At 63.9% G+C, this 23,190-nt stretch carries 18 protein-coding genes; 10 read left to right on the top strand and 8 right to left on the bottom strand.

All coding sequences use genetic code 11. The annotated features are described in order from the left end of the window. The first annotated feature begins 317 nt into the window (after positions 1–317). The gene (locus tag PI93_RS19985) at positions 318–1,514 is read left to right on the top strand and encodes an MFS transporter (RefSeq protein WP_039375084.1); all 1,197 of its coding nucleotides are present in this window, start codon (positions 318–320) and stop codon (positions 1,512–1,514) included. Between the two features lie 15 nt (positions 1,515–1,529). Here PI93_RS19985 and PI93_RS19980 read toward each other — a convergent pair whose 3' ends face one another. Then, positions 1,530–2,288 carry a 2-keto-4-pentenoate hydratase gene (locus PI93_RS19980; protein ID WP_039375086.1) on the bottom strand — a complete coding sequence of 253 codons (759 nt, stop codon included), beginning with the start codon at positions 2,286–2,288 and terminating at the stop codon, positions 1,530–1,532. Between the two features lie 286 nt (positions 2,289–2,574). Between PI93_RS19980 and PI93_RS19975 the strand changes: the two genes are divergently transcribed. Further along, positions 2,575–3,294 (top strand): GntR family transcriptional regulator, encoded by a 720-nt coding sequence (locus tag PI93_RS19975; protein ID WP_052241082.1) that lies wholly within the window; start codon positions 2,575–2,577, stop codon positions 3,292–3,294. A 47-nt stretch (positions 3,295–3,341) separates the two neighbouring features. Here the strand turns inward: PI93_RS19975 and PI93_RS19970 are convergent, their stop codons facing one another. Continuing rightward, on the bottom strand, positions 3,342–4,016 hold the full coding sequence (locus tag PI93_RS19970) for a GntR family transcriptional regulator (protein ID WP_039375088.1): 675 nt from the start codon (positions 4,014–4,016) through the stop codon (positions 3,342–3,344). Between the two features lie 210 nt (positions 4,017–4,226). Here PI93_RS19970 and PI93_RS19965 point away from each other — a divergent pair, with 210 nt between their 5' ends. From PI93_RS19965 to mdtD, 5 genes are all read left to right on the top strand, one after another. Further along, on the top strand, positions 4,227–5,006 hold the full coding sequence (locus PI93_RS19965; protein ID WP_039375089.1) for an enoyl-CoA hydratase-related protein: 780 nt from the start codon (positions 4,227–4,229) through the stop codon (positions 5,004–5,006). Between the two features lies 1 nt (position 5,007). Next, a complete protein-coding gene (locus tag PI93_RS19960; protein WP_039375091.1) occupies positions 5,008–6,243 on the top strand; it encodes a CaiB/BaiF CoA transferase family protein in 1,236 nt (411 codons plus the stop codon). 367 nt (positions 6,244–6,610) lie between these two features. After that, positions 6,611–8,482 (top strand): glycoside hydrolase family 15 protein, encoded by a 1,872-nt coding sequence (locus PI93_RS19955; RefSeq protein ID WP_039375093.1) that lies wholly within the window; start codon positions 6,611–6,613, stop codon positions 8,480–8,482. Between the two features lie 172 nt (positions 8,483–8,654). After that, positions 8,655–9,233 (top strand): hypothetical protein, encoded by a 579-nt coding sequence (locus PI93_RS19950; RefSeq protein ID WP_039375095.1) that lies wholly within the window; start codon positions 8,655–8,657, stop codon positions 9,231–9,233. A gap of 127 nt (positions 9,234–9,360) precedes the next feature. Then, on the top strand, positions 9,361–10,806 hold the full coding sequence (gene mdtD / locus PI93_RS19945) for a multidrug transporter subunit MdtD (protein ID WP_039375097.1): 1,446 nt from the start codon (positions 9,361–9,363) through the stop codon (positions 10,804–10,806). Positions 10,807–10,815: 9 nt separating this feature from the next. Here the strand turns inward: mdtD and PI93_RS19940 are convergent, their stop codons facing one another. Beyond that, positions 10,816–12,072: an ABC transporter substrate-binding protein gene (locus PI93_RS19940; protein WP_039375099.1), complete on the bottom strand. Its 1,257-nt coding sequence runs from the start codon at positions 12,070–12,072 to the stop codon at positions 10,816–10,818. A 314-nt stretch (positions 12,073–12,386) separates the two neighbouring features. Between PI93_RS19940 and PI93_RS19935 the strand changes: the two genes are divergently transcribed. Next, positions 12,387–13,070 (top strand): response regulator, encoded by a 684-nt coding sequence (locus tag PI93_RS19935; protein WP_080759482.1) that lies wholly within the window; start codon positions 12,387–12,389, stop codon positions 13,068–13,070. A 17-nt stretch (positions 13,071–13,087) separates the two neighbouring features. Here PI93_RS19935 and PI93_RS19930 read toward each other — a convergent pair whose 3' ends face one another. From PI93_RS19930 to PI93_RS19910, 5 genes are all read right to left on the bottom strand, one after another. Continuing rightward, complete coding sequence (locus PI93_RS19930) at positions 13,088–14,980, bottom strand: ATP-binding response regulator (protein ID WP_039375102.1); 1,893 nt, start codon at positions 14,978–14,980, stop codon at positions 13,088–13,090. 369 nt (positions 14,981–15,349) lie between these two features. Continuing rightward, positions 15,350–16,015: a PqiC family protein gene (locus PI93_RS19925; protein WP_080759483.1), complete on the bottom strand. Its 666-nt coding sequence runs from the start codon at positions 16,013–16,015 to the stop codon at positions 15,350–15,352. Continuing rightward, positions 16,012–17,676: a PqiB family protein gene (locus tag PI93_RS19920; RefSeq protein WP_039375106.1), complete on the bottom strand. Its 1,665-nt coding sequence runs from the start codon at positions 17,674–17,676 to the stop codon at positions 16,012–16,014. The genes PI93_RS19925 and PI93_RS19920 overlap by 4 nt, the downstream gene beginning before the upstream one ends. Beyond that, a complete protein-coding gene (locus tag PI93_RS19915) occupies positions 17,669–18,313 on the bottom strand; it encodes a paraquat-inducible protein A (RefSeq protein ID WP_039375107.1) in 645 nt (214 codons plus the stop codon). The genes PI93_RS19920 and PI93_RS19915 overlap by 8 nt, the downstream gene beginning before the upstream one ends. Then, positions 18,310–18,954 carry a paraquat-inducible protein A gene (locus PI93_RS19910; RefSeq protein WP_224785804.1) on the bottom strand — a complete coding sequence of 215 codons (645 nt, stop codon included), beginning with the start codon at positions 18,952–18,954 and terminating at the stop codon, positions 18,310–18,312. The genes PI93_RS19915 and PI93_RS19910 overlap by 4 nt, the downstream gene beginning before the upstream one ends. A gap of 205 nt (positions 18,955–19,159) precedes the next feature. Between PI93_RS19910 and fdnG the strand changes: the two genes are divergently transcribed. Continuing rightward, complete coding sequence (gene fdnG / locus PI93_RS19905; RefSeq protein WP_144400526.1) at positions 19,160–22,228, top strand: formate dehydrogenase-N subunit alpha; 3,069 nt, start codon at positions 19,160–19,162, stop codon at positions 22,226–22,228. A 9-nt stretch (positions 22,229–22,237) separates the two neighbouring features. Then, the gene (gene fdxH / locus PI93_RS19900; RefSeq protein WP_039375113.1) at positions 22,238–23,188 is read left to right on the top strand and encodes a formate dehydrogenase subunit beta; all 951 of its coding nucleotides are present in this window, start codon (positions 22,238–22,240) and stop codon (positions 23,186–23,188) included. The last annotated feature ends 2 nt before the right edge of the window (positions 23,189–23,190 follow it).

Raw genomic sequence — 23,190 nt, 5'->3', positions numbered from 1 at the left:
CGCTCCGCATGCAGCTGCCGAAGCGCAGCATGTGATGATCGGTAGGCCGTAACGTTTAGCGCAATGAGGCCGTCAGTTGGCCCGATGGCTTCAACGCCACATTGACGCGTCGTGCGGCCGATAGACTGCACGGTCACATATAGTGCGTTAGAATTCTCGGCATGGACGGCTCCGCATCTTGCCGGGGCCGCACCGCATGTCTCTTCAAACGACAACGCAGATGTCTCTGCCGCGTCATTCCCGCTTTTCCTGCGATTCCCATGACTTCTGAAACAACGAAGCCACGCACGGGCTTTTGGCCTGCACGCGCGGCGACGATGGCATTGCTGTTTTGCAGCGGATTCCTGTATGCGACGTGGGGCGTTCATGTCCCCACCGTCAAGGCGATGTTCGACCTGAACGACGCCAGCTTGTCCGTGGCAATGTTCGCCGTGGCGGGCGGCGCGCTCGTCACGATGTCGCACATGGCGCGCTGGGTCGGGCGCGTCGGTAGCCAGCGCGCGAGCCTGCATTCGGGCATCGCACTGGCGGTGACGAGCGCCTTCATTCTGTCGATGCCGAGCTACTGGGGCCTGGTGGGCTGGCTTGCCCTCTATGGCGCGGCGAACGCCACCTACGACGTCGCCGTCAATGCGCAGGCCGCTACGCTCGAAGCGCGCTACCGCCAGCCGATCATGGCGTCGCTTCACGGATGCTTCAGCCTTGGCGGCATGGCGGGAGCACTCGTCGGTGGTGCATGGCTCGCGCATCACGGCTCGCCGCAATGGCATATCGGTCTTGCGGCGATGGGGTGCGCGGTCGTGATCGTTGTGGGCGCGCGCTTCATGCAGCCCGACATGATGCCGGGCGAAGCGCCGGTCGCACGCGATGGCACCGACAATGCCGAGCCGCGCGCCCATACGCCGCCTCCCGCGCTGGGGGACGCCGCACGCCGCAAACTACATCGCAAGCTCACGGGCTTCGGCATCCTCGCGTTTCTCGGGTTGGTGGTAGAGGGCGCGATGTATGACTGGACGGCGGTGTACATGCGAGAGGTGGTTGCCGCGCAAGGGGCATGGGTCGGCGCAGGCTACGCCGCTTTTTCGCTGGGGATGGCGGGCGGACGCTTCGGCGGCGACCCGGTGCGGGCACGAATGGGCGGTGCGCGATTGCTGCGTGTGAGCAGTCTGCTCTGTGTGGGTGGCGTTCTGCTGGCACTGCTTTGGCGTGTGCCCGCCGCGGCAGTCGCTGGCTTTGCCCTCGCCGGCCTCGGCTTGTCGAATGTGATGCCGGTGATGTTTGCCGCCTCGGGCGAGGTCGCGCGCGGCGCCGGCATGGCAAGTGCCGAAGCCATTGCGGTGATGGCCCGGCTCGCCTATCTGGGTCTGCTCATCGGGCCGGTGCTGATCGGAGCGATTGCCCACGGCATCAGCTTGCCGGTGGCGCTGGGCGCGGGGTTGCTCTGCATTGTGCCGATTGCGTTGCTCGCGCCGAAGATGCTGGCGGGGGCTGACGGGCGCACCCATCAGCACTGAACCCGCCGTGCATTTCTACTTCAGCGTGACGGCCACTTCGCCAATGCCGTTGATCGCGCCGCGCAACTCACCTTTGCCGCTGGCAGGGATCATGCCGACGTAAGAGCCGCAAGTGACGATCGCCCCCGCACGCATCGTGATGCCGCGCTTGCCGTTGTGATTGACGAGCCACGTAAGCAGGGCGCGCGGGTCGCCACCGGTGTTGACGATGTGCGCCGGGGCGATGTTGGCGCCGTCGAGCGAAAACGAGAGCGTCGGCTTCAGGTAGTTGAACGACGCATCGTAGTCGCGGCCACTGCCGATCACGAGCGCGCCGTTGTTCTGCAAGTCGGCGAGTGCGAATCGGCTGTCGAGGCCCTTCGATGCGAAGCGGCTATCGGTAATTTCAATCGTGGTCAGCATCTCGCCGACGAACATCATTGCCTCGCGCTCGTCGTAGTTGCCGGGCTTGATGTCGCGCGACAGACGAAACGCGATTTCCAGCTCCAGTCCCGGACGGAAAAAGTCGTCGAGGGCCAGTGTGCCCCCGGCGTCGCTCACGACAGAGGCCGGAATCGGTGCGCAATTGGGCAGATCCGACGGCGTCTTGGCCCCGACCTTCCACGCGGCAATCGTCTCGCCAAGCAGGTCGAGCGTGCGCAGTTGCACCGCATAGGCCGCACGGGCATCGACCGGGAGCAGGGCGGGTGCGGGCGAATCGATCGGCGTATCGCCGCGGCGGGTGTCGGCCAGCAAACGGGCCAACGATTCGACAGCGGCTTGGTTCTCGAACATCTTGCAGGTCTCCTCAGGGTAGGGCGATGCGCCGGAACGGGGCGGCGGCACGTTGTCCCACATCGTATACAAAATTCACGCCCCATTGCGCAGTGCAGCGAACGTGATGGCTACTCAGTGAAAACACCACCTAACGTAGTCAAAGTCGCGTTGATCTGAGAGAATCGGACTTCGTAATAATTCGTAATATTTCGTGCGGCCTGGCAGCGATGGCGAACGCCGTTGCCCGCGAAGGTGCAGTGCGTGCAGTCGATGGCCTTCCTTTCAAAGTGAACGACCCGAGCCTATGCACTCCGTGACCCTGAACGCCGTGCGCGATACCCTCATCCATCCGCCTGACACCGGTGCCGCGCAGCCGATCAGCCGTCAGGCGCTGCATCACGCCGTGATGGATCGTCTGCGCAAGATGATTACCGAAGGCGTCCTGTTGCCGGGAGCACATCTGAACGAGCGTGCCCTGTGCGAGCAACTCGGCGTGTCGCGCACGCCGTTGCGCGAGGCGCTCAAGATGCTCGCCGTCGAACGATTGATCGAACTGTTGCCGAATCGGGGGGCTCGCGTCGTTACGCTGTCGGCCAGCGATATTGCCGACGCGTTCGAACTGCTCAGCGGACTCGAAGCGCTGGCGGGCGAACTGGCCTGCGAGCGCATCACGCAAGCGGAAATCGACGAGATTCAGGAACTGCACTACGCGATGGACGCGTGTCACGCGAATGGCGATCTGTCCGGCTATTTCGACTGCAATCAACGGATTCACGACAGGATCAATGCGGCCGCCCGCAATCCTGCGCTCACGCAGATGTATCAATCCGTCAATCAGCGCCTGCAAGCCCTTCGATTCCGCTCCAATCTGCATGCGGGCAAATGGGAGCAAGCCGTCGACGAGCATGTGGCGATGTTGCGCGCGCTGCGCCAGCGCGACGGCGCGACCCTTGGGCGACTGTTACGGGCTCACCTGATGGCCAAATGCGCCACCGTACTCGCCAATGTGCGAGTTGCCGCCTGATCCGCAGAGGCGGCAGGCGGGGCCACGCGAATCATCGCGCGGCGGACTTATGCCGCGCGACTCATACTCACCAACCCTTCATTGAGCATGGCTGCGACGTAGGCGTCGGTCTTGCTGCGCAGGTGCGCTTCCATCAGCGAACGCAAACGCTTGCCATCGCGTCGGCGCAGCAGCGCAAGCATTTCCGCATGTTCGTCGACCGCCTGACGCCAGCGTTCGGGCGTGGGTGTGAGACGTTCGCGCACATGTCGCAAACGCGCATTCAGATTGTGGAAGTACTCCGCCAGCGGGCCGTTGTCCGCCATGCGAAGAATGCTCAGATGGATCTGCTGATTGAGCGCAAAGTAGGCGGCGTGATCGGTGCGCGCGTAAGCCGCTTCCATTGCATTCTGTAGTTGCGTCAACGCTTCCAGATCGGCGTCGGACGCTTTCTCGCACGCCTGTTCTCCCGAGAGCCCCTCGAGCACCGCCATCACGGCGAGCAGGTTCACGACTTCATCGACGCTCACGCGTGCTACCCGCGAGCGGCGCGTGTCGGAGATTTCCACCAACCCTTCGTTCGCGAGCCGCTTGAGGGCTTCGCGCAGCGGCGTGCGCGAGACGGCAAGTTCGTCGCACAGTGCGCGCTCCGAGAGCGGCGCGCCGGGGCGCAAATCGCCGCGCACAATGCGCGCCTTGAGGGCTTCGTAAGCGGCGGCGTTCAGCGAGGCGGACGTGGCCATGCGTCAATGTCATGAAAATGGAATGCCAATTCTGATGGCGATATATGACGTCGTCAATCGCCAATCTCGTGTTTTTGCACGTTAACCCTGATTTTTAGGTTTGTCTCTTGCCAATGTGACAACGATGAATCTATCGTTTACAGAAAATTGGTATACCAAAAATCAAGGCTGGCCCACATCGGGTGCGTGCCGGCGTATGAAGGAGGCCCTGTGACATCGACCGTTCTGACCGAGCGACACGGCGCAATTGCGCTGGTGACGCTCAATCGCCCAGAGAAGCTCAATGCGCTGACCAAGCCGATGTGGCAAGCGTTGGGCGACACGATCCTGACCTTGTCCGAGACGCCCGATGTGCGCTGCATCGTGCTTCGCGGTGCGGGGGAAAAGTCGTTCGCGCCGGGCAACGACATCGCGGAGTTCGAGACGGACCGGGCCAACGTGGCGCAGGCGCGTGCCTATGGCGCGTTGATGCACCGCACGCTCGACGCGCTCGCCAATTGCCCGGTGCCGCTCGTCGCGATGATTCATGGCATTTGCGTAGGCGGGGGCATGGAAATCGCGGCGTCCTGCGATGTGCGCATTTGCGGAGAATCGAGCCGGTTCGGCGCGCCGATCAATAAGCTCGGGCTGGTGATGGCGCATGCGGAACTGTCGGGACTCGTGCGCTTGCTCGGCCCCACGCGAGCGCTCGAAATCCTGCTCGAGGGACGGATCTTCGATGCGCAGGAGGCGTCGCGCATTGGCCTCGTCACGCGTGTGGTGGCAGACGCCGACGTGACACGAGAGGCGTTGGCAAGTGCGCAGCGTATTGCCGCCGGTGCGCCGCTGGTCGCGCGCTGGCACAAGCGTTTCGTGCGCGAACTGGCGAGCGGCCAGCCGCTCACGCCCGCGCAGATCGACGAGGGTTTCGCGTGCTTCGGCACCGCCGATTTTCAGACGGGCTATCGCGCATTCCTGGCGAAGACAGCCCCGGTGTTCGAGGGGCGTTGACATGACCCATCCCGAGAAGAAGGCAGGGCCGTTGCAGGGCGTCAAGGTGATCGAGTTGTCGCACATCATGTCGGGACCGGTGTGCGGCATGATGCTCGCGGACATGGGCGCCGACGTCATCAAGGTCGAGAAGATGGAAGGGGACGATGCGCGTCGTTTCGCCCCGATTCTCCCGCACGGTGAATCGGCGTCGTTCATGATGCTCAATCGCAACAAACGCGGCATCGCGCTCAACCTCAAGACCGACGGTGGCAAGGCGGTACTGCGCAAGATGCTTGTGAGCGCAGACGTGGTGACCGAGAACTACCGCAAGGGAACCATGGAGAAGCTCGGCCTCGGCTACGAAACGCTGCGCGAAACGAACCCCGGTCTGATCTACTGCTGCATCTCCGGCTACGGTCGCACAGGCCCGTATGCGGACAAAGGCGGCTTCGATCTGATCGCGCAGGGACTCTCCGGGTTGATGAGCGTGACGGGCGAGCCGGGGCAGGCGCCCATCAAGGCAGGCTCGCCGATTGCGGACATCAACGCGGGCATTCTGGCGGCGCTCGGTATTTCGGCTGCCTATGCGCATCGACTGCGCACGGGGCAGGGCCAGATTGTCGATACGTCGCTGCTCGAAGCGGGTTTTCAGCAGATGTACTGGGCCGCTGCCAATTTCTTCGCAAGCGGTGAGAATCCGCCGAAACTCGGCTCGGCGAATCCCACGAGCACTCCCTATCAGGCGTTTCGCACACAAGACGGCTGGATCAACATCGGTGCGGCCAATCAGGCGAACTACGAGCGTCTGCTTCAGGTGCTCGACGCGCCCGAGATCGCCGGCGACCCGCGCTTCGCCACGAATGCTGGCCGCACTGCACACCGCGCCGAACTCGTCGAGCGACTCACCACGTATCTCACGCGCGACACCACGCAGAACTGGGTCGAGCGTCTGGATGCGGTCGGCCTGCCCGTCGGCCCGGTGCTGCCGATCTCCGATGCGGTGTCGCACCCGCAGATCGTGGCGCGCGAGATGGTGGTGCAGACCGTGCATCCGCTGGACGGTCCGACGCGCAGCATCGGCCTGCCGATCCGCTTCTCCGAAACGCCGAAGTGCACGGGCGGTCCCGCGCCGCGTCTGGGCGAGCACACCTACGACGTGCTGGGCGAGTATGGCTTCGATGCTCGGCAGGTCCGCGACCTGATCGCGCAGGGGGCGGTGCATGCGTTGGAGACGTCGGCACAGGCGAGCGCATGACGTATGTGTCGCGGCGGCGATGCGGATTCCCCGCGTCTTCGCAAATTGCGTAGAACTTCCCTCCCGGTGGCCGGTCGGTTTTGAGACGGGTGCATGACTGGCCACCGATCAACCTGACACGACGGCAACGTCGCAAGGAGGGAATGCATGACGTTTGGAAGCAGTATCGGCAGAGACGCCGGCAGCAATCCCGGCCACCCACACTTCCCGCCATTTGCCCGATGGCCGCGTACCGGCGACGCGCGTACCATAGGGCTTCACGCGCTCGCGTATCCAGCGACTCCCGCGTCCTACGCGTCCCCTCTCCCTGCGCCGTGTTCGCGACGGCAGCCGGGGGCACCGTTCCTCCCCTTCTCGCGAGGTGAGCATGCCGGCACGTATTGAAGATTACGCAATGATTGGCGATTGCCGCAGCGCCGCGCTCGTCGCGCGCGACGGCTCGATCGACTGGCTCTGCTGGCCCTATTTCGATTCCCCTGCCTGCTTCGCTGCGCTTCTCGGTGGCCCCGAGCATGGCCGATGGAAACTCGCTCCCGACGATCCCCGCGCGACTACCACGCGCCGCTATCACGACGACACGCTGATTCTCGAAACCCGTTTCGAGACGGTGGAAGGCTGCGTTGCCGTGATCGACTTCATGCCGTTGCGCGACGGGGCGGCCGATCTGGTGCGGCTGGTCAGGGGCATTCACGGCACCGTTTCGATGTCGATGGAGCTGATCCTGCGTTTCGACTACGGCGCGTCGGTGCCTTGGGCGCGTCCGCTCGACAGTGACGATCCGACCGGGCCGGGCATGCGGCTCATCGCCGGCCCCGATAAGGTGGTCATACGCACACCGGTCGAGATTCAGGACGTGCCGGGCAGTCTGCGTGCACGATTCGACGTGAAGGCCGGCGACACCGTGCCGTTCGTGCTCTCGCGCGTGGCGTCGCATCACGCCGATCCGCGCGCGATCGATCCGCTCGCCGCGCTCACCGATACGGAGCGTTACTGGCGCACCTGGGCCAACCGTTGTCAGCTCGACGGCCGCTGGGCCGAGGCGATTCGCCGCTCGCTCATTGTGCTCAAGGCGCTCACTTTTGTGCCGACGGGCGGTGTGGTGGCCGCGCCGACCACATCGCTGCCAGAGCAACTCGGTGGCGAGCGGAACTGGGACTACCGCTATTGCTGGTTACGAGATGCCACGCTGACCTTGCAAGCGCTGATGCTCGGTGGCTACTACACCGAGGCGAGCGACTGGAGCCATTGGCTGGTGCGTGCCGTGGCAGGCGCGCCGTCGCAGGTGCAGATCATGTATGGGCTCTCGGGCGAGCGACGCCTTCCCGAATGGGAGGTCGACTGGCTGCCCGGCTACGAAGGGGCGAAGCCCGTGCGTGTGGGCAATGGAGCGGTTGGACAATTGCAACTCGACGTCTACGGCGAGGTCATGGATGCCCTGCATCAGGCCCGTCTGGGCGGTCTGCGGCCCGACGACGCGACATGGGAAGTGCAGACGAAGCTGGTGGCCCATCTTGAAACCGTCTGGCGCAAACCGGACGAGGGCATCTGGGAAGTGCGCGGCGGTCGTCAGCACTTCACGTATTCGAAAGTGATGGCGTGGGTCGCGTTCGATCGCGCGATCAAGTCGGCCGAGCGTTTCGGATTGCCCGGCCCGATCGATCGCTGGCGCAGCCTGTGCAGGGAGATTCACGCCGACGTGTGCACCCACGGCTTCGACAAGGAGCGCAATGCGTTCATGCAGGCCTACGGTTCGCCGGAGATGGATGCGAGCGTGCTGATGATTCCGCTGGTGGGTTTCCTGCCGGCTGACGATCCGCGCGTCATCGGCACCATCGAAGCGGTCGAGCGTGAACTGATGCGCGACGGACTGGTACAGCGTTATCGCACGAGCCGCGTCGACGACGGTTTGCCGGCGGGCGAGGGCGCGTTCCTCGCTTGCAGTTTCTGGATGGTCGATTGTCTGGTGATGATCGGCCGTCAGGCAGACGCCAGAAAATTGTTCGAGCGGCTGTTGTCGTTGCGCAACGACGTGGGGCTGCTAGCGGAGGAGTACGACACCCATCACGGGCGTCAGGTCGGCAACTTCCCGCAGGCGTTCTCGCACATTGCGCTCGTGCACGCCGCGATTCGCCTCGAAGCGCTGGCCGACGACGATCGTGCAGACGACGCCGCAGAAGAACGCGCGGCCGAAGACGAAGCCCGCTTCGAACACGTGGGCTATCGCACCGCCCGGGCCTGACGCAGGGCGGGAGGGGCCGCTGCGGCGTGCGCCGCACGGCCCCTCGTTGGTCCTGCCGCTGGTGGCCTGTCCGTTGTGCCGGTGGCCGGAACCGGCTCAAGGAAGTCGTGAGGATTGCCGTAAATACTTTCGAATCCTTACAATTTTCTCTTTTGCCGAGCCCCCGGTTCCTATGACCATCATCATCCCCACGAAGGGAAGCGCGTCGTCCAACTTGCTGGACGTCTGGCAATCGCATATCCGACAGCAACAAGCCGAAAAGGCGCAGGCGACGGCCAATGTGGCCAGAACCGCCGCGTCAGTCAGTGCCCCGGACGCATCCCCTGCGGCAAAGTCGTCGGATTCGGTAAATTCGTCGAATGCAGCCAATGCAGCCAATGCGTCCGACAGCAGCGGCAGCGACGCCAGCACAAGCAACGAGACGGGCTCGCGCCGTATCGATACCCATATGGTCGATCTGGTGCGTGCCGCCAGGGATGGCGCCAAGCAGACCGGCAAGGCGGTAAGTGGGGGGGACGGCGCCGTCGGCGGCGATGCCATCGTGAACGAGACGATCAGGAAGCTCAAGGCGATGCTGGCAAAGGTCATGGCCCAGCTGGACGCGGTACGCAACAACGATCGGCTCCCGCCGGAAGACAAGCTCCAGCAGACGACGGCGTTGTCCGCGCAGGCGATGTCGATTCAGGCGCAGATTCTCGCGCTGATGGACCCGACCAAGGCGAAAGGCACGAACGTCGACACGACCGCCTGAGCGGTTTGGCATGGCCGGCCGATGCAAGATTCGCATCATTCGGTCAGGCCAGGCGCGCTAGAATTCTGCTTTCGCTTAATTCTTCAAGCAGGCATGGCCTCGCCGCCCTGCCTCGCCAACGTGCCGCATGAAGCAAGACAAGACACTTACCGCCCTGCTATGGATCGTCGCGGCGGGTTTTTTCATGCAGGCGCTGGACACGACCATTGTCAACACGGCGCTGCCTGCCATGGCGGCGAGTCTTGGCGAGAACCCGTTGCGCATGCAGCCGGTGGTGGTCTCGTATTCGCTCACGATGGCCATGCTGACCCCGGCGTCCGGCTGGCTGGCGGACCGGTTCGGTACGCGTCGTGTCTACTTCGTGGCGATTCTGCTGTTCGTCCTCGGCTCGATTTGCTGTGCAATGGCGCACACGCTGCCGCAACTGGTGCTTGCGCGGGTCTTGCAGGGGGCTGGCGGTTCGATGCTGCTGCCGATTGGGCGTCTGGCCGTGCTGCGCACGTTTCCGGCCGGCGAATATCTCGCCGCGCTTGCCTTCGTGTCGATTGCCGGGCAGGTGGGGCCGATGATCGGTCCGGTGCTCGGCGGCTGGCTCGTGCAGGCCGCCTCGTGGCACTGGATCTTTCTCATCAATGTGCCAATCGGCGTCATCGGCAGTCTGGCGGTGCGGCACTACCTGCCGCGTCCCACTCAGGATGAGGTGATTGACACCGGATTCGACTGGATGGGGTTTGCCTTGCTTTCGGTCGCGATGGTGTCGTTCACGCTGGCGCTCGATCATCCGTTTTCGGATACGGGATGGGGCGTGTCGTTAGGGCTGGCATTGCTCTGTGCCGTCACCACGCTGGGGTACTGGCCCTATGCCCGGCGTCGCGCCGCGCCGCTGTTCCCGCTGGAACTCTTCGAGACACGCAGCTTCAGTCTTGGCCTGCTGGGCAATCTCGTCGCCCGTATCGGCAGCAGCGCGGTACCGTTCCTGTTGCCGTTGCTGCTGCAGGTGGCCATGGGCTACGGCCCGCTCGCCTCGGGGCTGATGATGTTGCCGGTCGCCCTGGCGGGCGTGGTGGTCAAGCGCATGGTCACGCCGTTGGTACAACGTCACGGCTATACGCGTTTTCTGATGGTCAACACGGCGGTCGTCGGTGGCTCGATCGCGAGCTTCGCGCTCTTTGGTCCGGGCTGGCCAGTGTGGCTGGGACTGGTGCAACTGGCCGTGTTCGGCGGCGCGAACTCGATGCAGTTCGCCGCGATGAACAGCGTGACGCTCAAGGACCTCGGCGCGCGTCGTGCGAGTGCCGGCAACGGCCTGTTCTCGATGGCGCAGATGCTGGCGCTCGGGCTGGGGGTGACCATCGGCGGCCAGTTGCTGGCGCTGTTCGGTCATCTGGCCGGGCAGGCGGGGGCGGTAGGGGGGGGCGGCACCGTGGCGGGTTTTCGCATGACGTTCGTCTGCGTGGGCCTGATTACGCTCGCCTCGGCACTCGTGTTTCGTCGCGTGGAGGATCCGGCGGCGAGCGCAGCCACCGACGGTGGCGAGACGCCCAGTGCGTCTGCCACCGATCTCAAGCGCTGAGGGCGCGGCTTACTTCTTCACCAGCGAACACTTGGATTCGGCCAATGGGGCAAACGCCTTGTCGGCCGGAATCGTCTCCATGATCTTGTACAGATCCCATTCCGACTTCGACTCGGCCGGTGTCTTGACTTGCACCAGCAGCATGTCGTGGACCAGCTTGCCGTCGGCGCGAATCTGGCCGTTGCGGATCACCGGATCGTCGATCTTCATCGACTTGAGCCTAGCCATGACGGCGTCGGCGTCATCGGTACCGGCGGCCTGCACGGCCTTCAGATAGTTGAGCACCGCGGAATAGACGGCGGCCTGCATCATCGTCGGCATCTTCTTGTGCTGCGCATGGAAGCGCTGCGCGAAGGCGCGCGAGCGCTCGTCCTGATCCCAGTAGAAGCCGTTGGTGAGGATCATGCCTTGCGCGTTCTTCAAGCCCATGCCATGGACTTCCGTGATCAACGACAGCAGCGGTGTGAAGACCTGCTTGCCCCCCTGAATCATGTTGAACTGCGACGCCTGCTTGACGGTGTTGAGCGTGTCCGTGCCCGAGTTCGCCAACGCAATGACCTGTGCGCCGGACGTCTGCGCGCGCAGCAGATACGACGACATATCGGGCGAGTTCACCGGGTGCTTTACCGAGCCGACGACCTTGCCGCCCTGACGCGTGAGAATTTCGCTGGCGTCCTTCTCCAGCGCCTGACCGAACGCGTAGTCGGCGGTGATGAAGTACCACGACTTGAGGCCGCGACGCAGCAGCGCCTGCGAGGTCGAATTCGCGAGCGCGTAAGTGTCGTACATCCATTGCACGCTATGCGCCGTGCATTGTTCGTTGCTGATGGCGGACGACCCGGCGCCGGTCACGAGCGCGATCTTTTTCTTTTCGTCGGCAATGCGATCGACCGCAAGGGCGACGTTCGAGAACGTGAGATCGGTAATCATGTCGACCTTGCCCCGGTCGTACCACTCGCGAGCGATGGTCGCGCCGGTATCGGTTTTGCCCTGCGAATCGGCGGAGATCAATTCGATCGGTGCGCCCAGCACTTTATGGTCGCGCGAGAAGTCGTCGATGGCCATGGTGGCGGCCAGTACGCTGCCCTTGCCCGCGTTGTCGCTCGACACGCCGGACAGGTCGGTCAGCACGCCGATCTTCACCACGCCGTCTGAGATGGCGGCCGGGGCAGCATGGACCGAGGGCGGGACGACGGCGAGGGCGGTGAAGGCGCAGGAAGCGGCGACGGCAATCGCACGGCGCAGGTGGCCGGTGAGGCTGGGCATGTCTTGTCTCCAATATTCGAGTAATGACGCCCCGTCGGCGGCCATCTCTTGAGGATCGCTGACGCCGCGAGGTCTCGAACATCTTAAACATCTCGTAATCGATTGCGCAATCCGTAATGCCCGTCAGGGGCATCGGGATTTTCCTGACCTTTCGCATTTCTGTCGGACGGCGTATGCACCCCTTCCGGGCGCGATGTTGGCGGCTGGCGAGAATCGTGGCGTTCGCTCGGAAGCGAAATCACGACTTTTGGTCAGTAATGCGACATAATCGGCCGCACCGCCAACCCCCGCTACGCCCGTGAGCGCCCCCCAAAGTGCCGACCGTTTTCCTGATCGATGACCATGCGATGTTTCGCGAAGGCTTGCTGCTCGCGCTGTGTGCGGCCGCGCCGGAACTGGATTTCGAAGCATTTGCCGGCGGTGCGCAGGCGGTCGCTGCACTGGACGCACGCCCCGACGTGCGCGCCGTCATGGCGGACTACTATTTACCGGACTTGGCCGGCGCCGCGCTGCTCGGGCGCCTTCGTGCCGTGCGCCCCGATCTGCGCCTGCTCGTGATTTCCGCTTCCGAAGACCGGCAGGATGTGCGTTCGGCGTTCGCGGCCGGTGCCCATGGTTTTGTCCACAAGTCGGCCGACAGCCGGACACTGCTCGATGCCCTGCAGACCGTTTTGCGCGGCGAGCGCTATCTGTCGCCCTGGCAGGACGCGGGGGATCTGGCGGTTGACGATGGCGAGCGCTCGGGAGGCGGGGGCGACGCTCAGGATGACGACATGTCGGTGGCAAAACGGCTGGCGACATTGACGCCGCGTCAGCGCGAGGTGCTCGTGTTGGTCTGCGACGGTTTGCGCAACGGTGAGATCGCTGCTCGACTGGGGATGACCGAAAAGACCGTCAAGGCGCATGTGTCGGCGGTACTTGGCGCGCTGGGCGCACTCAATCGAACGCAAGCGGCCTCGCTGGCGCGTCGCGGCGGACTGCTGGGCAAACCCGCCTGAGTGCAACCCGTCGCAAGCTACCCAACCCCGTTGCCCGCAGCATCAAGGACTTGCTCGATCGTCCGTCGCAGCAACTGGGCATCCACCGGTTTGTGCAGCAGGGGCCAGGCGCGCGCCGAAGCCTCGATGAGCCGTTGCGGGTCGGTATCCCCACTCACCAGAATCGCCGGAATGGTGTCGTCGGCAAATTCCTCATGCAACCGGTCAATGACATCGATGCCGGTCTCATGCTCGCGTAGCCGGAAGTCGCTGACGATCAACGCGGGTTTGGCCTGCGCCGCGACGGCGGCGCATACGATCTCGTCGCCACTGCTCCCGGCCACGGTGCGATAGCCCCAGGCATCCAGCAGCAGGCAAAGACCGTGGAGGTTCTCGGTATCGTCTTCGATCACGCATACCAGCGGCCGAGACGCCGCCGCTTCGCTGCGCGCGGGCATCGATGGCGCCGGGGCCGGATCGAGCGGCTGGCGGGCCGCGTGGGCGTCGGCGAGGGGCACCGTCAGCGCGAAGACGCTGCCACGTCCCGTGACGGAGCGCAGCGTCAGCGGGTGGCCGAGCAGGTCGGCGGTGCGTCGCACGATGGCGAGACCCAGTCCGAGTCCCTTCGAGCGGTCGCGCTCGGGATTGCCGACCTGATGAAACTCCAGAAAGATCTTGTCCAGGTCGGCATCGGCAATGCCCACACCGGTATCCCATACCTCGATACGCACGGTCTGGTGGCGTCTGCGCCAGCCGATCAGCACGCCGCCTTTGGGGGTGTGGCGAATGGCATTGTCCAGCAGATTGCGCAGAATACGCTCGAGCAGCACCGGGTCCGAACGGACTGCCAGCGTGTCGCCGCTGCGCGTGCGATGAACGCGCAGGATCAAGCCTTTTGCGGCGGCCTGCGGTGCGTATTCCAGTTGAAGCTGTTCGATGACCGGGGCCAGACGCAGCACGCGCGGCTTGGGCTGGATCACGCCCGCGTCAAGTCGTGAGATGTTGAGCAGGCCGTCGAAGAGTTGGCCCATGGCGGTGGTTGCCCGGCCGATGTGATCGACGAGTTGACGGCTGCGGGCGTTGAGTTGTTGTTCGCGCAGCACACCGACATACAGGCTCAACGCATGCACCGGCTGGCGCAGGTCGTGACTCGCGGCGGCGAGAAATCGCGATTTCGCCAGATTGCTGCGCTCGGCGGTGTCACGCTCGACGGCCAGTCGCGCCATGAGGTCGTCGTTTTCGAAACGCATCGACAGCGAGTCGATCTGCGTGCGGTACATCCGATACGCGAACGCAAACGTCACGCCCAGGTACACCACGCCGGCAAGGGCCAGCGTTGTCGGAATCGTGCCGCCCAGCAAGCCCAGTGCAACGAAGCTCGGTGCGTAATAGGGCACTTCGAACGCGAGCAGCACGGGGGGGTGAATGCAGTACGCGTAAATGGCACCTGTGCCCAGCGTGAGCAGGCCGACGATCATGAACATCTGATGGAGGGGCGGCGCTTGCCAGAGCCAGAAGGCGTAAGGAATGCCCCACAACAGGCCAGCCGCCAGCGATCCGGTGCGAACGCGCCAGTCCCAGCGCCGCAGGGCGGCGACGTCGATGCCCCGGGTATCGGCCCGGACGGTGCGGCCTACCTGCTTGCGCGACAGACCGGGATAGTGGATCAGGGCGGTGGCTCGCCAGAGGGTCAGGGCAGCCTGCGCGGTGGCCCAGATGAGCAGATCCCGCAACGGGAATACCTCGCGCAGTACCGCAACGATCAGGCATACCGTCAGGAACGACCCGGCCAGCGAGACGGGCAGGTTGGCTCGCAGCGCACCAAGCCTTGCAACGTAGACGTCGCTCGCATGCATCCCCGTCGGTACGTTGTCGGCCGGTGGCGCGTGGGTCGCGGACGCCGCTGAGGGGGCCGGGACAGCAGACGACATAGGCGAAACAGGCGAAGCGGTGTCGGGAGCGTGTGGTGTCACGGGAGGGCAGCGTTAAGCCTGGGCTGACCGGGATGGCCCGCCATCGGACGAAAACCGAGTCTCCCATAGAAAATTCCGCTGCGCATGAGACTTTAGTCCAATGCGCGACGTGCGGCGGAGCACTACGATATCTGACAGGTTCGCTGCCCGGCGCGAGTGTTGGCGCACCCGGCGCGCGTTGGTGGCGAGCCTTGAGTATGACGTTGTAAAGACGGTGGGACGAGGCGTTTCGGGGGGAATGCTCCGATCCCGACGTGAACGGGCCGGTCTTGCTTAGGGGCAAGGCCGGCCGTTCTTTTGGGGGCCGGATGAGCGGGGCGTGTGAGCTTAGCCCTGGCAGCGCGGCGTGGCGCCCTGCGCGCTGGTGGCAATGGCGTTGCCGATGCCGTCCGCAAGCCGGTCGACGAGCCGGCGTTGGGCGGCAACCACCTCGGTGACGCCGCCCGAGGCGGGTTCCGTCCCCGCAAAGCGGCACGTCAGTACGATCTCGCCCGGTACCCGGCGAACACTCCACACGGCGGTGAGCGCGGCCTGTTCGCCCGGTGCGGACTCGAAGCGCTGCACCGATGTCGATACCCGGTACACGGCAAGCCCGTCGGCACGCGGCAGCCCGTAGACGTCCATGGCGCCGAGGCGCTGCGTGAGGTCGCGGGATATCGTCGACGTCAACTCGTTCTTGAGCGGCGCGGCCCAGCGCGATTCCTCGAGAATGTCGACACGTCCGCCCCCCCGGGTTACGACGATTTGCGGCCGATCGACCTGCTCGGGCACGGCCACCGGCGAGACTTCGATGGCGTAGGGGGCGGCTGGCGCGTTGGCACCGGTGGTGGCGCTGCCTGACGTGGCGACGCCGCTGGTGTCCGTCAGGGTGTAGAAGCTCGACGGCGACGATGCGCAGCCGGCAAGCGTCAAGGCGAGGGCGGCCAGGGCGGCACCGGCCATCGGGGTCGCATGGCGGCGCGGGCTGCGGATCATCTCGGTGGGCCTCATCATGGTTGCGGGTCCTTCGGTTTGCCGCGCAGCAGCGCTTCGGGGTGCTGCTGCAGATAGTCGGCGAGCGTGTTGAGTGAGCGCAGGGTCTTGGTGAGTTCCTGCATCGCCTGACGGACGTCCTGCTGCACCGGGGCGTCTTCGGAGAGCGTGCGTTCGGCGGCGCCGAAGCTCTTCTTCGCTTCGCCCAGCGTTGCCTTCGCTTCGGGGGCGATTTCGCCATCGAGCTGACGGAACAGACCTTGCGCGCTATCGAGCGTCTTGTCGAGCTTGCGCAGCGACGAGTCGAGGCTCTGTCCGATGCTGTCGAACGGAATCTTGTCGAGCTTGCTCGCAATGTCGGCGATCTGAAGCTGCAACTGGTCGAGTGTGTTGGGCACGGTGGGCATGACCAGCACGTCGTCAACGCGCTCGGCCTTCGCGGGCTTTGCGTTCGGGAAGAAGTCGAGCGCCACATACAACTGACCGGTCAGCAGATTCCCCGTGCGCAATTGGCCGCGCAGGCCGCGCGCCACGAGCGCATCGAGAATCTGATGACGGATGTCCTCGCCGGGCTCGAGATTGTTTTTCGGATCTCGGCGGCGCAGACGGTCGGGATAGACCAGCACCGTCACCGGCATGCTGATCTGTTTGCTCGCCCGGTCGAACTCCACGCCGATCGACGTCACCTCGCCGAGCGTGATGCCCCGGAAATCCACCGGCGCGCCCACGGCCAGACCGCGCAGCGATTGCTGGAAGCGGAATACGACCGTCACCGGATGGGTGTCGGGCGCTTTCATGGCGGTTGTTTCATCTGGCGCGAGACGGAATTCCTGACCCGGCTTGGCCATCACACCAGCGCCCGCGTCGCCCGGTGCCTGAAAGGCAATCCCGCCAATGACCACCGACGCCAGCGACTGCGTGTTGACCTGAAAACCGCTCGAATCGAGCCGCAGATCGATGCCGCTCGCGTGCCAGAAGCGGGTATTGGAGCCGACATACTGATCGTAAGGAGCTTGCACGAAGACGCGCAGCGTCACGCCCTTGCCATCCTGATCGAGCGAGTAGGCTTCGACCTGTCCGACCTGAATGCGGCGGTAGTAGATCGGCGAACCGATGTCGAGCGAACCGATGTCCGCGGCATGCAGGATGAATGGCTTGCCGGGCTGGCCGGTAGAGACGACCGGCGGCACCTCGAGGCCGACGAAATGGTTCGCGGTGTCGCCCGACTTGCCCGCATCGGCGCCGATGTAGGCCCCGGAGAGCAGCGTCGAGAGACCGGAGACACTGCCGCCGGCCACACGCGGACGCACGATCCACCAGCGCGAGTCTTTGACGGCGAACTTCTTCGCGTTCTTGGTCAGATCGACGGTCACGCGCACATGCGACAGGTCGTCGGACAGCTCGATGCTCTTGACCGTGCCGATGTCGACATCCTTGTACTTGACCTTGGTCTTTCCCGCTTCGACGCCTTCGGCCGACTTGAAGTCGATGACGACGCTCGGCCCGCGCTCGATGAGCACCTTGGCAACGAGCGACAGGCCGATGAGTGCGGCCACCAGCGGAATCAGCCAGACGAGCGATGGTGCCCAGCGCTTGCGCGGCTCGATGGCCGGCGTGGGGAGTTCGTTGGCGCCGGGGGGCGGCGCAGCCTTCGGGTCCTGGGTATCTTTCGGGTCAGTCATGATCGTCCTGTTCGGTATCGTCGTCTCGAATCTGATCCCAGATCAGGCGAGGGTCGAACTGCATGGAGGCCAGCATCGTGAGCACCACCACCGAGCCGAAGGCCACGATGCCCGGGCCGGCCTGAATCACGGCCAGCGATTGAATGTTCACGAGCGCGACCATCAGCGCGACGACGAAGACATCGAGCATCGACCAGCGGCCGATGAACTCGACCATGTGATACAGCTTGGTACGTTGATGGGGTTTCCAGCCGGTGCCGCGCTGCGCGGTGAAGCACAGCAGCGACAGCGCAATGAGCTTGAGCATCGGGACGAGAATGCTCGCCGTGAAGACGACGATGGCTAGATCGTATTCTCCGCTCGTCCAGAAATAGATCACCCCGCTCATGATGGTGTCGCTGGAGTTTCCGAGCAGCGAGCGTGTCTGCATCATGGGCAGTACGTTGGCGGGAATGTACAGGATCGCGGCGGCAATCAGCAAGGCCCAGGTGCGGGCGAGACTGTCGACCTTGCGCTGGTGCAGAACGGCGCCACAGCGCGGGCAGCGCTCCTTTTCGACGGTCTTGACTTCGCGCGAGAGCCGTCCGCACGCGTGGCATGCCACGAGGCCTGCATCCTTGGCGGAAAGGTATTTCATCGTTGCTCCACCCGCGATTGTGAGGCGCGGGCCGCGTTCGGGTCCGGCGTGCGGTCGATCACGATCCAGAGATTGCGCAGGTCGTATGACAGCACCAGTGCCAGCAGCATCGTGAGGGCGCCGAAGGCCCAGAGCGCCACGCCGGGCAGCACGCTCGCCATGGCCGAGAGTTTGACCAGCGAAACCAGTACGCCCAGCATGAAGACTTCGATCATGCCCCACGGGCGGCAGAATTCGATGGCCCGCATGACCTCGAAGACCGCGTAAGGGCGCCGGCCCATCGAGAGCGGGGCGATCAGATGCACCAGGGCGAGCAGTTGCGACAGGGGAAACAGCACGGTCGTGGCGAAGACCAGCAGGGCGACGAGCCACATGCCCTCGCGGTAGAGCGCCCAGGCGGCGCCCACGAGGGTGGTCTCTGTATAGATGCCCTGCACCTCGATTTCGACAATGGGGAAGGCATTCGCAATCGCGAACACGATCAGGCAGGTCACCGTCAGCGCCAGCACGCGCGACAGGCGCAGATCGGGGGAGCGGTAAAGAACCGAATGGCAGCGCACGCAGCGCGCAGTCTCGTGCGGCGGCAAGTCCATGCGACGATGCAGCGTGTCGCAGTTCGGACAGGCGATCAGGTTCGTCACGTCATCTTCTGGGGGCAATGTGTCCATTACCGGGGGGCGCGACCAAAGTGACGCTCAGAATACCAAATTGGCACGGAAGTTCCCTCGAAGTCAGGCTCAACGCATGATGCGGCACGATTTGTGCTAAGTCACGGAAAACATGATGTGTTTGCTCTATACTCGACAAACTCCCGCACAGATTCAAAAGATTTGAGGAGAATTCCCCATGCTAAACATGTCCAGGCGCCAGTTTCTCAAAGTGAGTGGCGCAACGCTGGCAGGGTCCAGCCTGGCAATGCTCGGGTTCGCGCCCGACGCGGCGCTGGCAGAAGTCCGCCAGTTCAAGCTCGCGCGAGCGACGGAAACCCGTAATACCTGTCCGTACTGTTCCGTCGCTTGCGGCATCCTCATGTACAGCTACGGCGACGGTGCCAAGAACGCGAAGAAAAGCGTTTTCCACATCGAAGGCGATCCCGATCACCCGGTCAACCGCGGCACGCTGTGCCCGAAGGGTGCCAGCCTGATCGACTTCATCCACAGCCCGAACCGCCTGAAGTACCCCGAGTACCGCAAGCCGGGCTCCGACAAGTGGGAACGCATCTCCTGGGACGACGCGCTCGATCGCATCTCCAAGCTGATGAAGGCGGATCGCGATGCCAATTTCGTCGAAAAGACCGACGATGGCATGACGGTCAACCGCTGGACGACGACCGGCATGCTGGCCGCGTCGGCGTCGAGCAACGAAGTCGGTTATCTCACGCACAAAGTCATCCGCAGTACCGGGATGCTGGGATTCGACAATCAGGCACGTGTCTGACATGGCCCGACGGTGGCAGGTCTTGCCCCGACGTTTGGCCGTGGAGCGATGACGAACCATTGGGTCGACATCAAGAACGCGGATCTGGTACTTATCATGGGCGGCAACGCCGCCGAGGCACACCCGTGCGGTTTCAAATGGGTGACCGAGGCGAAGGCGCACAACAAGGCGCGCCTGATCGTCGTTGACCCGCGCTTCAACCGTTCGGCATCGGTCGCGGACTATTACGCCCCGATTCGTACCGGCACGGATATCGTCTTCCTTGGCGGGTTGATCAACTACCTGCTCACGAACGACAAGATTCAGCACGAATACGTCAAGAACTACACCGACTTCACCTTCCTGGTGAAAGACGAGTTCACGTTCGAAGACGGCATCTACTCGGGCTATAACGCCGAGAAACGCACCTACGACCGCAGCTCCTGGGATTACCAGAAGGGCGCGGACGGCTTCGTGCTCACCGACCCCACGCTGCAACATCCGCGTACCGTCTTCCAGTTGATGAAGCAGCACTACTCGCGCTACACGATCGATATGGTCGAGCGGGTGTGCGGCACACCGGCAGACAAGGTCGAGTACATCTTCAAGCAGATTGCCGAGTGCTCCACGCCTACGCGCACCATGACCATCATGTACGCGTTGGGCTGGACGCAGCACTCCATCGGCTCGCAGATGATTCGCACCGGCGCGATGGTGCAACTGCTGTTGGGCAACATCGGTGTGGCCGGCGGCGGCATGAATGCGCTGCGCGGTCACTCCAACATCCAGGGTCTGACCGATCTGGGGTTGATGACCGACCTGTTGCCGGGCTACATGTCCTTGCCGAAGCAGGCCGAGCAGAGCGTTGAGCAATATCTGACGGCACGCACGCAAAAGCCGTTACGTCCGAACCAGCTCAGCTATTGGCAGAACTATCCGAAGTTCTACGTGAGCCTGATGAAGGCGTGGTGGGGCGATGCGGCGACTGCCGAGAACCACTGGGGCTACGACTATCTCCCCAAGCTCGACAAGCCGTATGACCTGCTGCAGGTGCTCGAGTTGATGAACCAGGGGAAGATGACCGGCTACATCGCGCAGGGCTTCAACCCGATCGCCGCTGCACCGGGCAAGTTCAAGTGGGATCAGGCGCTTGCCAAGCTCAAGTTCCTCGTCGTCATGGATCCGCTGGCGACCGAAACGTCGGAGTTCTGGAAGAATTTCGGCGAGCACAACAACGTCGACTCCAGCAAGATTCAGACGGAAGTCTTCCGCCTGCCGACGACCTGCTTCGCCGAGGAAGACGGTGCACTGGTCAACTCCGGCCGCTGGTTGCAATGGCACTGGAAGGGGGCTGAGCCGCCGGGCGAAGCGCGCACCGACATCGAGATCATGAGCGGGCTGTTCCTGCGCCTGCGCGAGATGTACAAGACGCAGGGCGGCAAGTATCCCGACCCGATCGTCAACCTCTCGTGGCCGTATGCACAGCCGGCGAGCCCGTCGCCGGAGGAAATCGCCAAGGAATACAACGGCCGAGCACTCAAGGACATCGTCGATCCGAAGGACCCGACCAAGGTCACGCGCAAGGCCGGCGAGCAATTGTCCGGTTTCGCGGAACTCAAGGACGACGGCAGCACGTCGTCGGGTTGCTGGATCTTCGCAGGGGCATGGACGCAGGCGGGTAACCAGATGGCCCGGCGCGACAACAGCGATCCGACCGGCATCGGCCAGACGCTGAACTGGGCCTGGGCCTGGCCGGCCAACCGGCGCATTCTGTACAACCGCGCCTCGGCCGACGTAGCGGGCAAGCCGTTCAACCCGAAGCACAAGCTCATTTCGTGGAACGGCCGCGCGTGGGTGGGTTCCGATGTGCCCGACTTCAAGGTGGATGAAGATCCGGCCGGCGGCATGGGCCCGTTCATCATGAACCCCGAAGGCGTGGCGCGCTTCTTCGCGAAGGCGGGTATGGCCGAAGGGCCGTTCCCCGAGCACTACGAGCCGTTCGAGACGCCGCTGGGCTACAACCCGTTGCATCCGAAGCAGCCCAAGGCCACCAGCAATCCGGGCGCCCGCGTCTTTCCGGACGATCTGGCAACGATGGGTACGGCGGATAAATTCCCCTACGTGGCAACGACTTACCGTCTGACCGAGCACTTCCACTACTGGACCAAGCACGCGTTGCTCAATTCGATCATCCAGCCGGAGCAGTTCGTCGAGATCGGCGAAGCGCTCGCGAAGGAAATCGGCATTGTGGCGGGCGACACGGTCAAGGTGTCGTCCAACCGGGGCTTCATCAAGGCCAAGGCTGTCGTGACCAAACGCATTCGGGCGCTCAAGGTGGACGGCAAGACGATTCACCATGTGGGCATTCCGATTCACTGGGGCTTCAAGGGGGTGGCCAAACCCGGGTTCCTCGCGAACACGCTTACGCCGATCGTTGGCGATGGCAATTCGCAGACCCCCGAGTTCAAGTCGTTCCTGGTGAAAGTCGAGAAGGCATAGGGAGGCGCCATGGCATTGCAATCACTTGATATCAAACGGCGCTCGGCAACGACCTTGCCATCGCCCTCGGTGCGCGAGGCGCACACGGGCGACGTTGCCAAGCTCATCGACGTCTCGAAATGCATCGGCTGCAAGGCATGCCAGACGGCATGCATGGAGTGGAACGACTTGCGCGACGAGGTCGGCGAGAACGTGGGGGTGTACGACAACCCGCGCGATCTGACGGCGGACTCGTGGACGCTCATGCGCTTTACCGAGTACGAGAACCCGAAGGGCGACCTCGAGTGGCTCATCCGCAAGGATGGCTGCATGCATTGCGAGGACCCGGGCTGCCTGAAGGCCTGTCCATCGCCCGGGGCGATCGTGCAGTACGCCAACGGTATCGTCGATTTTCACGAAGAGAACTGCATCGGTTGCGGGTACTGCATTACCGGGTGCCCGTTCAACATTCCGCGTATCTCGCAGAAGGACCACAAGGCCTACAAGTGCACCTTGTGTTCCGACCGCGTGTCCGTCGGGCTGGAGCCGGCGTGCGTGAAGACGTGTCCGACGGGCGCGATCATGTTCGGTACCAAAGACGACATGAAGGATCAGGCGGCCGAGCGTATCGAAGACCTGAAGTCGCGGGGCTTCGACAACGCGGGGCTGTACGATCCGGCGGGAGTGGGCGGTACACATGTGATGTATGTGCTGCACCATGCCGACAAGCCGTCGCTGTATCACGGCCTGCCGGATAACCCGCGCATCAGTCCGATGGTGACGTTCTGGAAAGGCATCGCCAAGCCGCTCGGTGTGGCCGCCATGGCGTTCACCGCGATTGCGGGCTTCTTCCACTACATCAAGACCGGTCCGAACGAGACGACCGAAGCGGATGAAGACGAAGCCCGCCGGTACGATGCATCCCGCAAGGGGGAGGGTCCCGATGGGCAGAAGGGCGCCGTCACGCACGAGGAGGTCTGACC

Origin of the sequence: Pandoraea fibrosis, assembly GCF_000807775.2 — a bacterium.
GTDB classification, from domain to species: domain Bacteria; phylum Pseudomonadota; class Gammaproteobacteria; order Burkholderiales; family Burkholderiaceae; genus Pandoraea; species Pandoraea fibrosis.
Note: the sequence above shows the minus strand (reverse complement) of the source record. Positions and strands in the feature narration are given on the sequence as shown.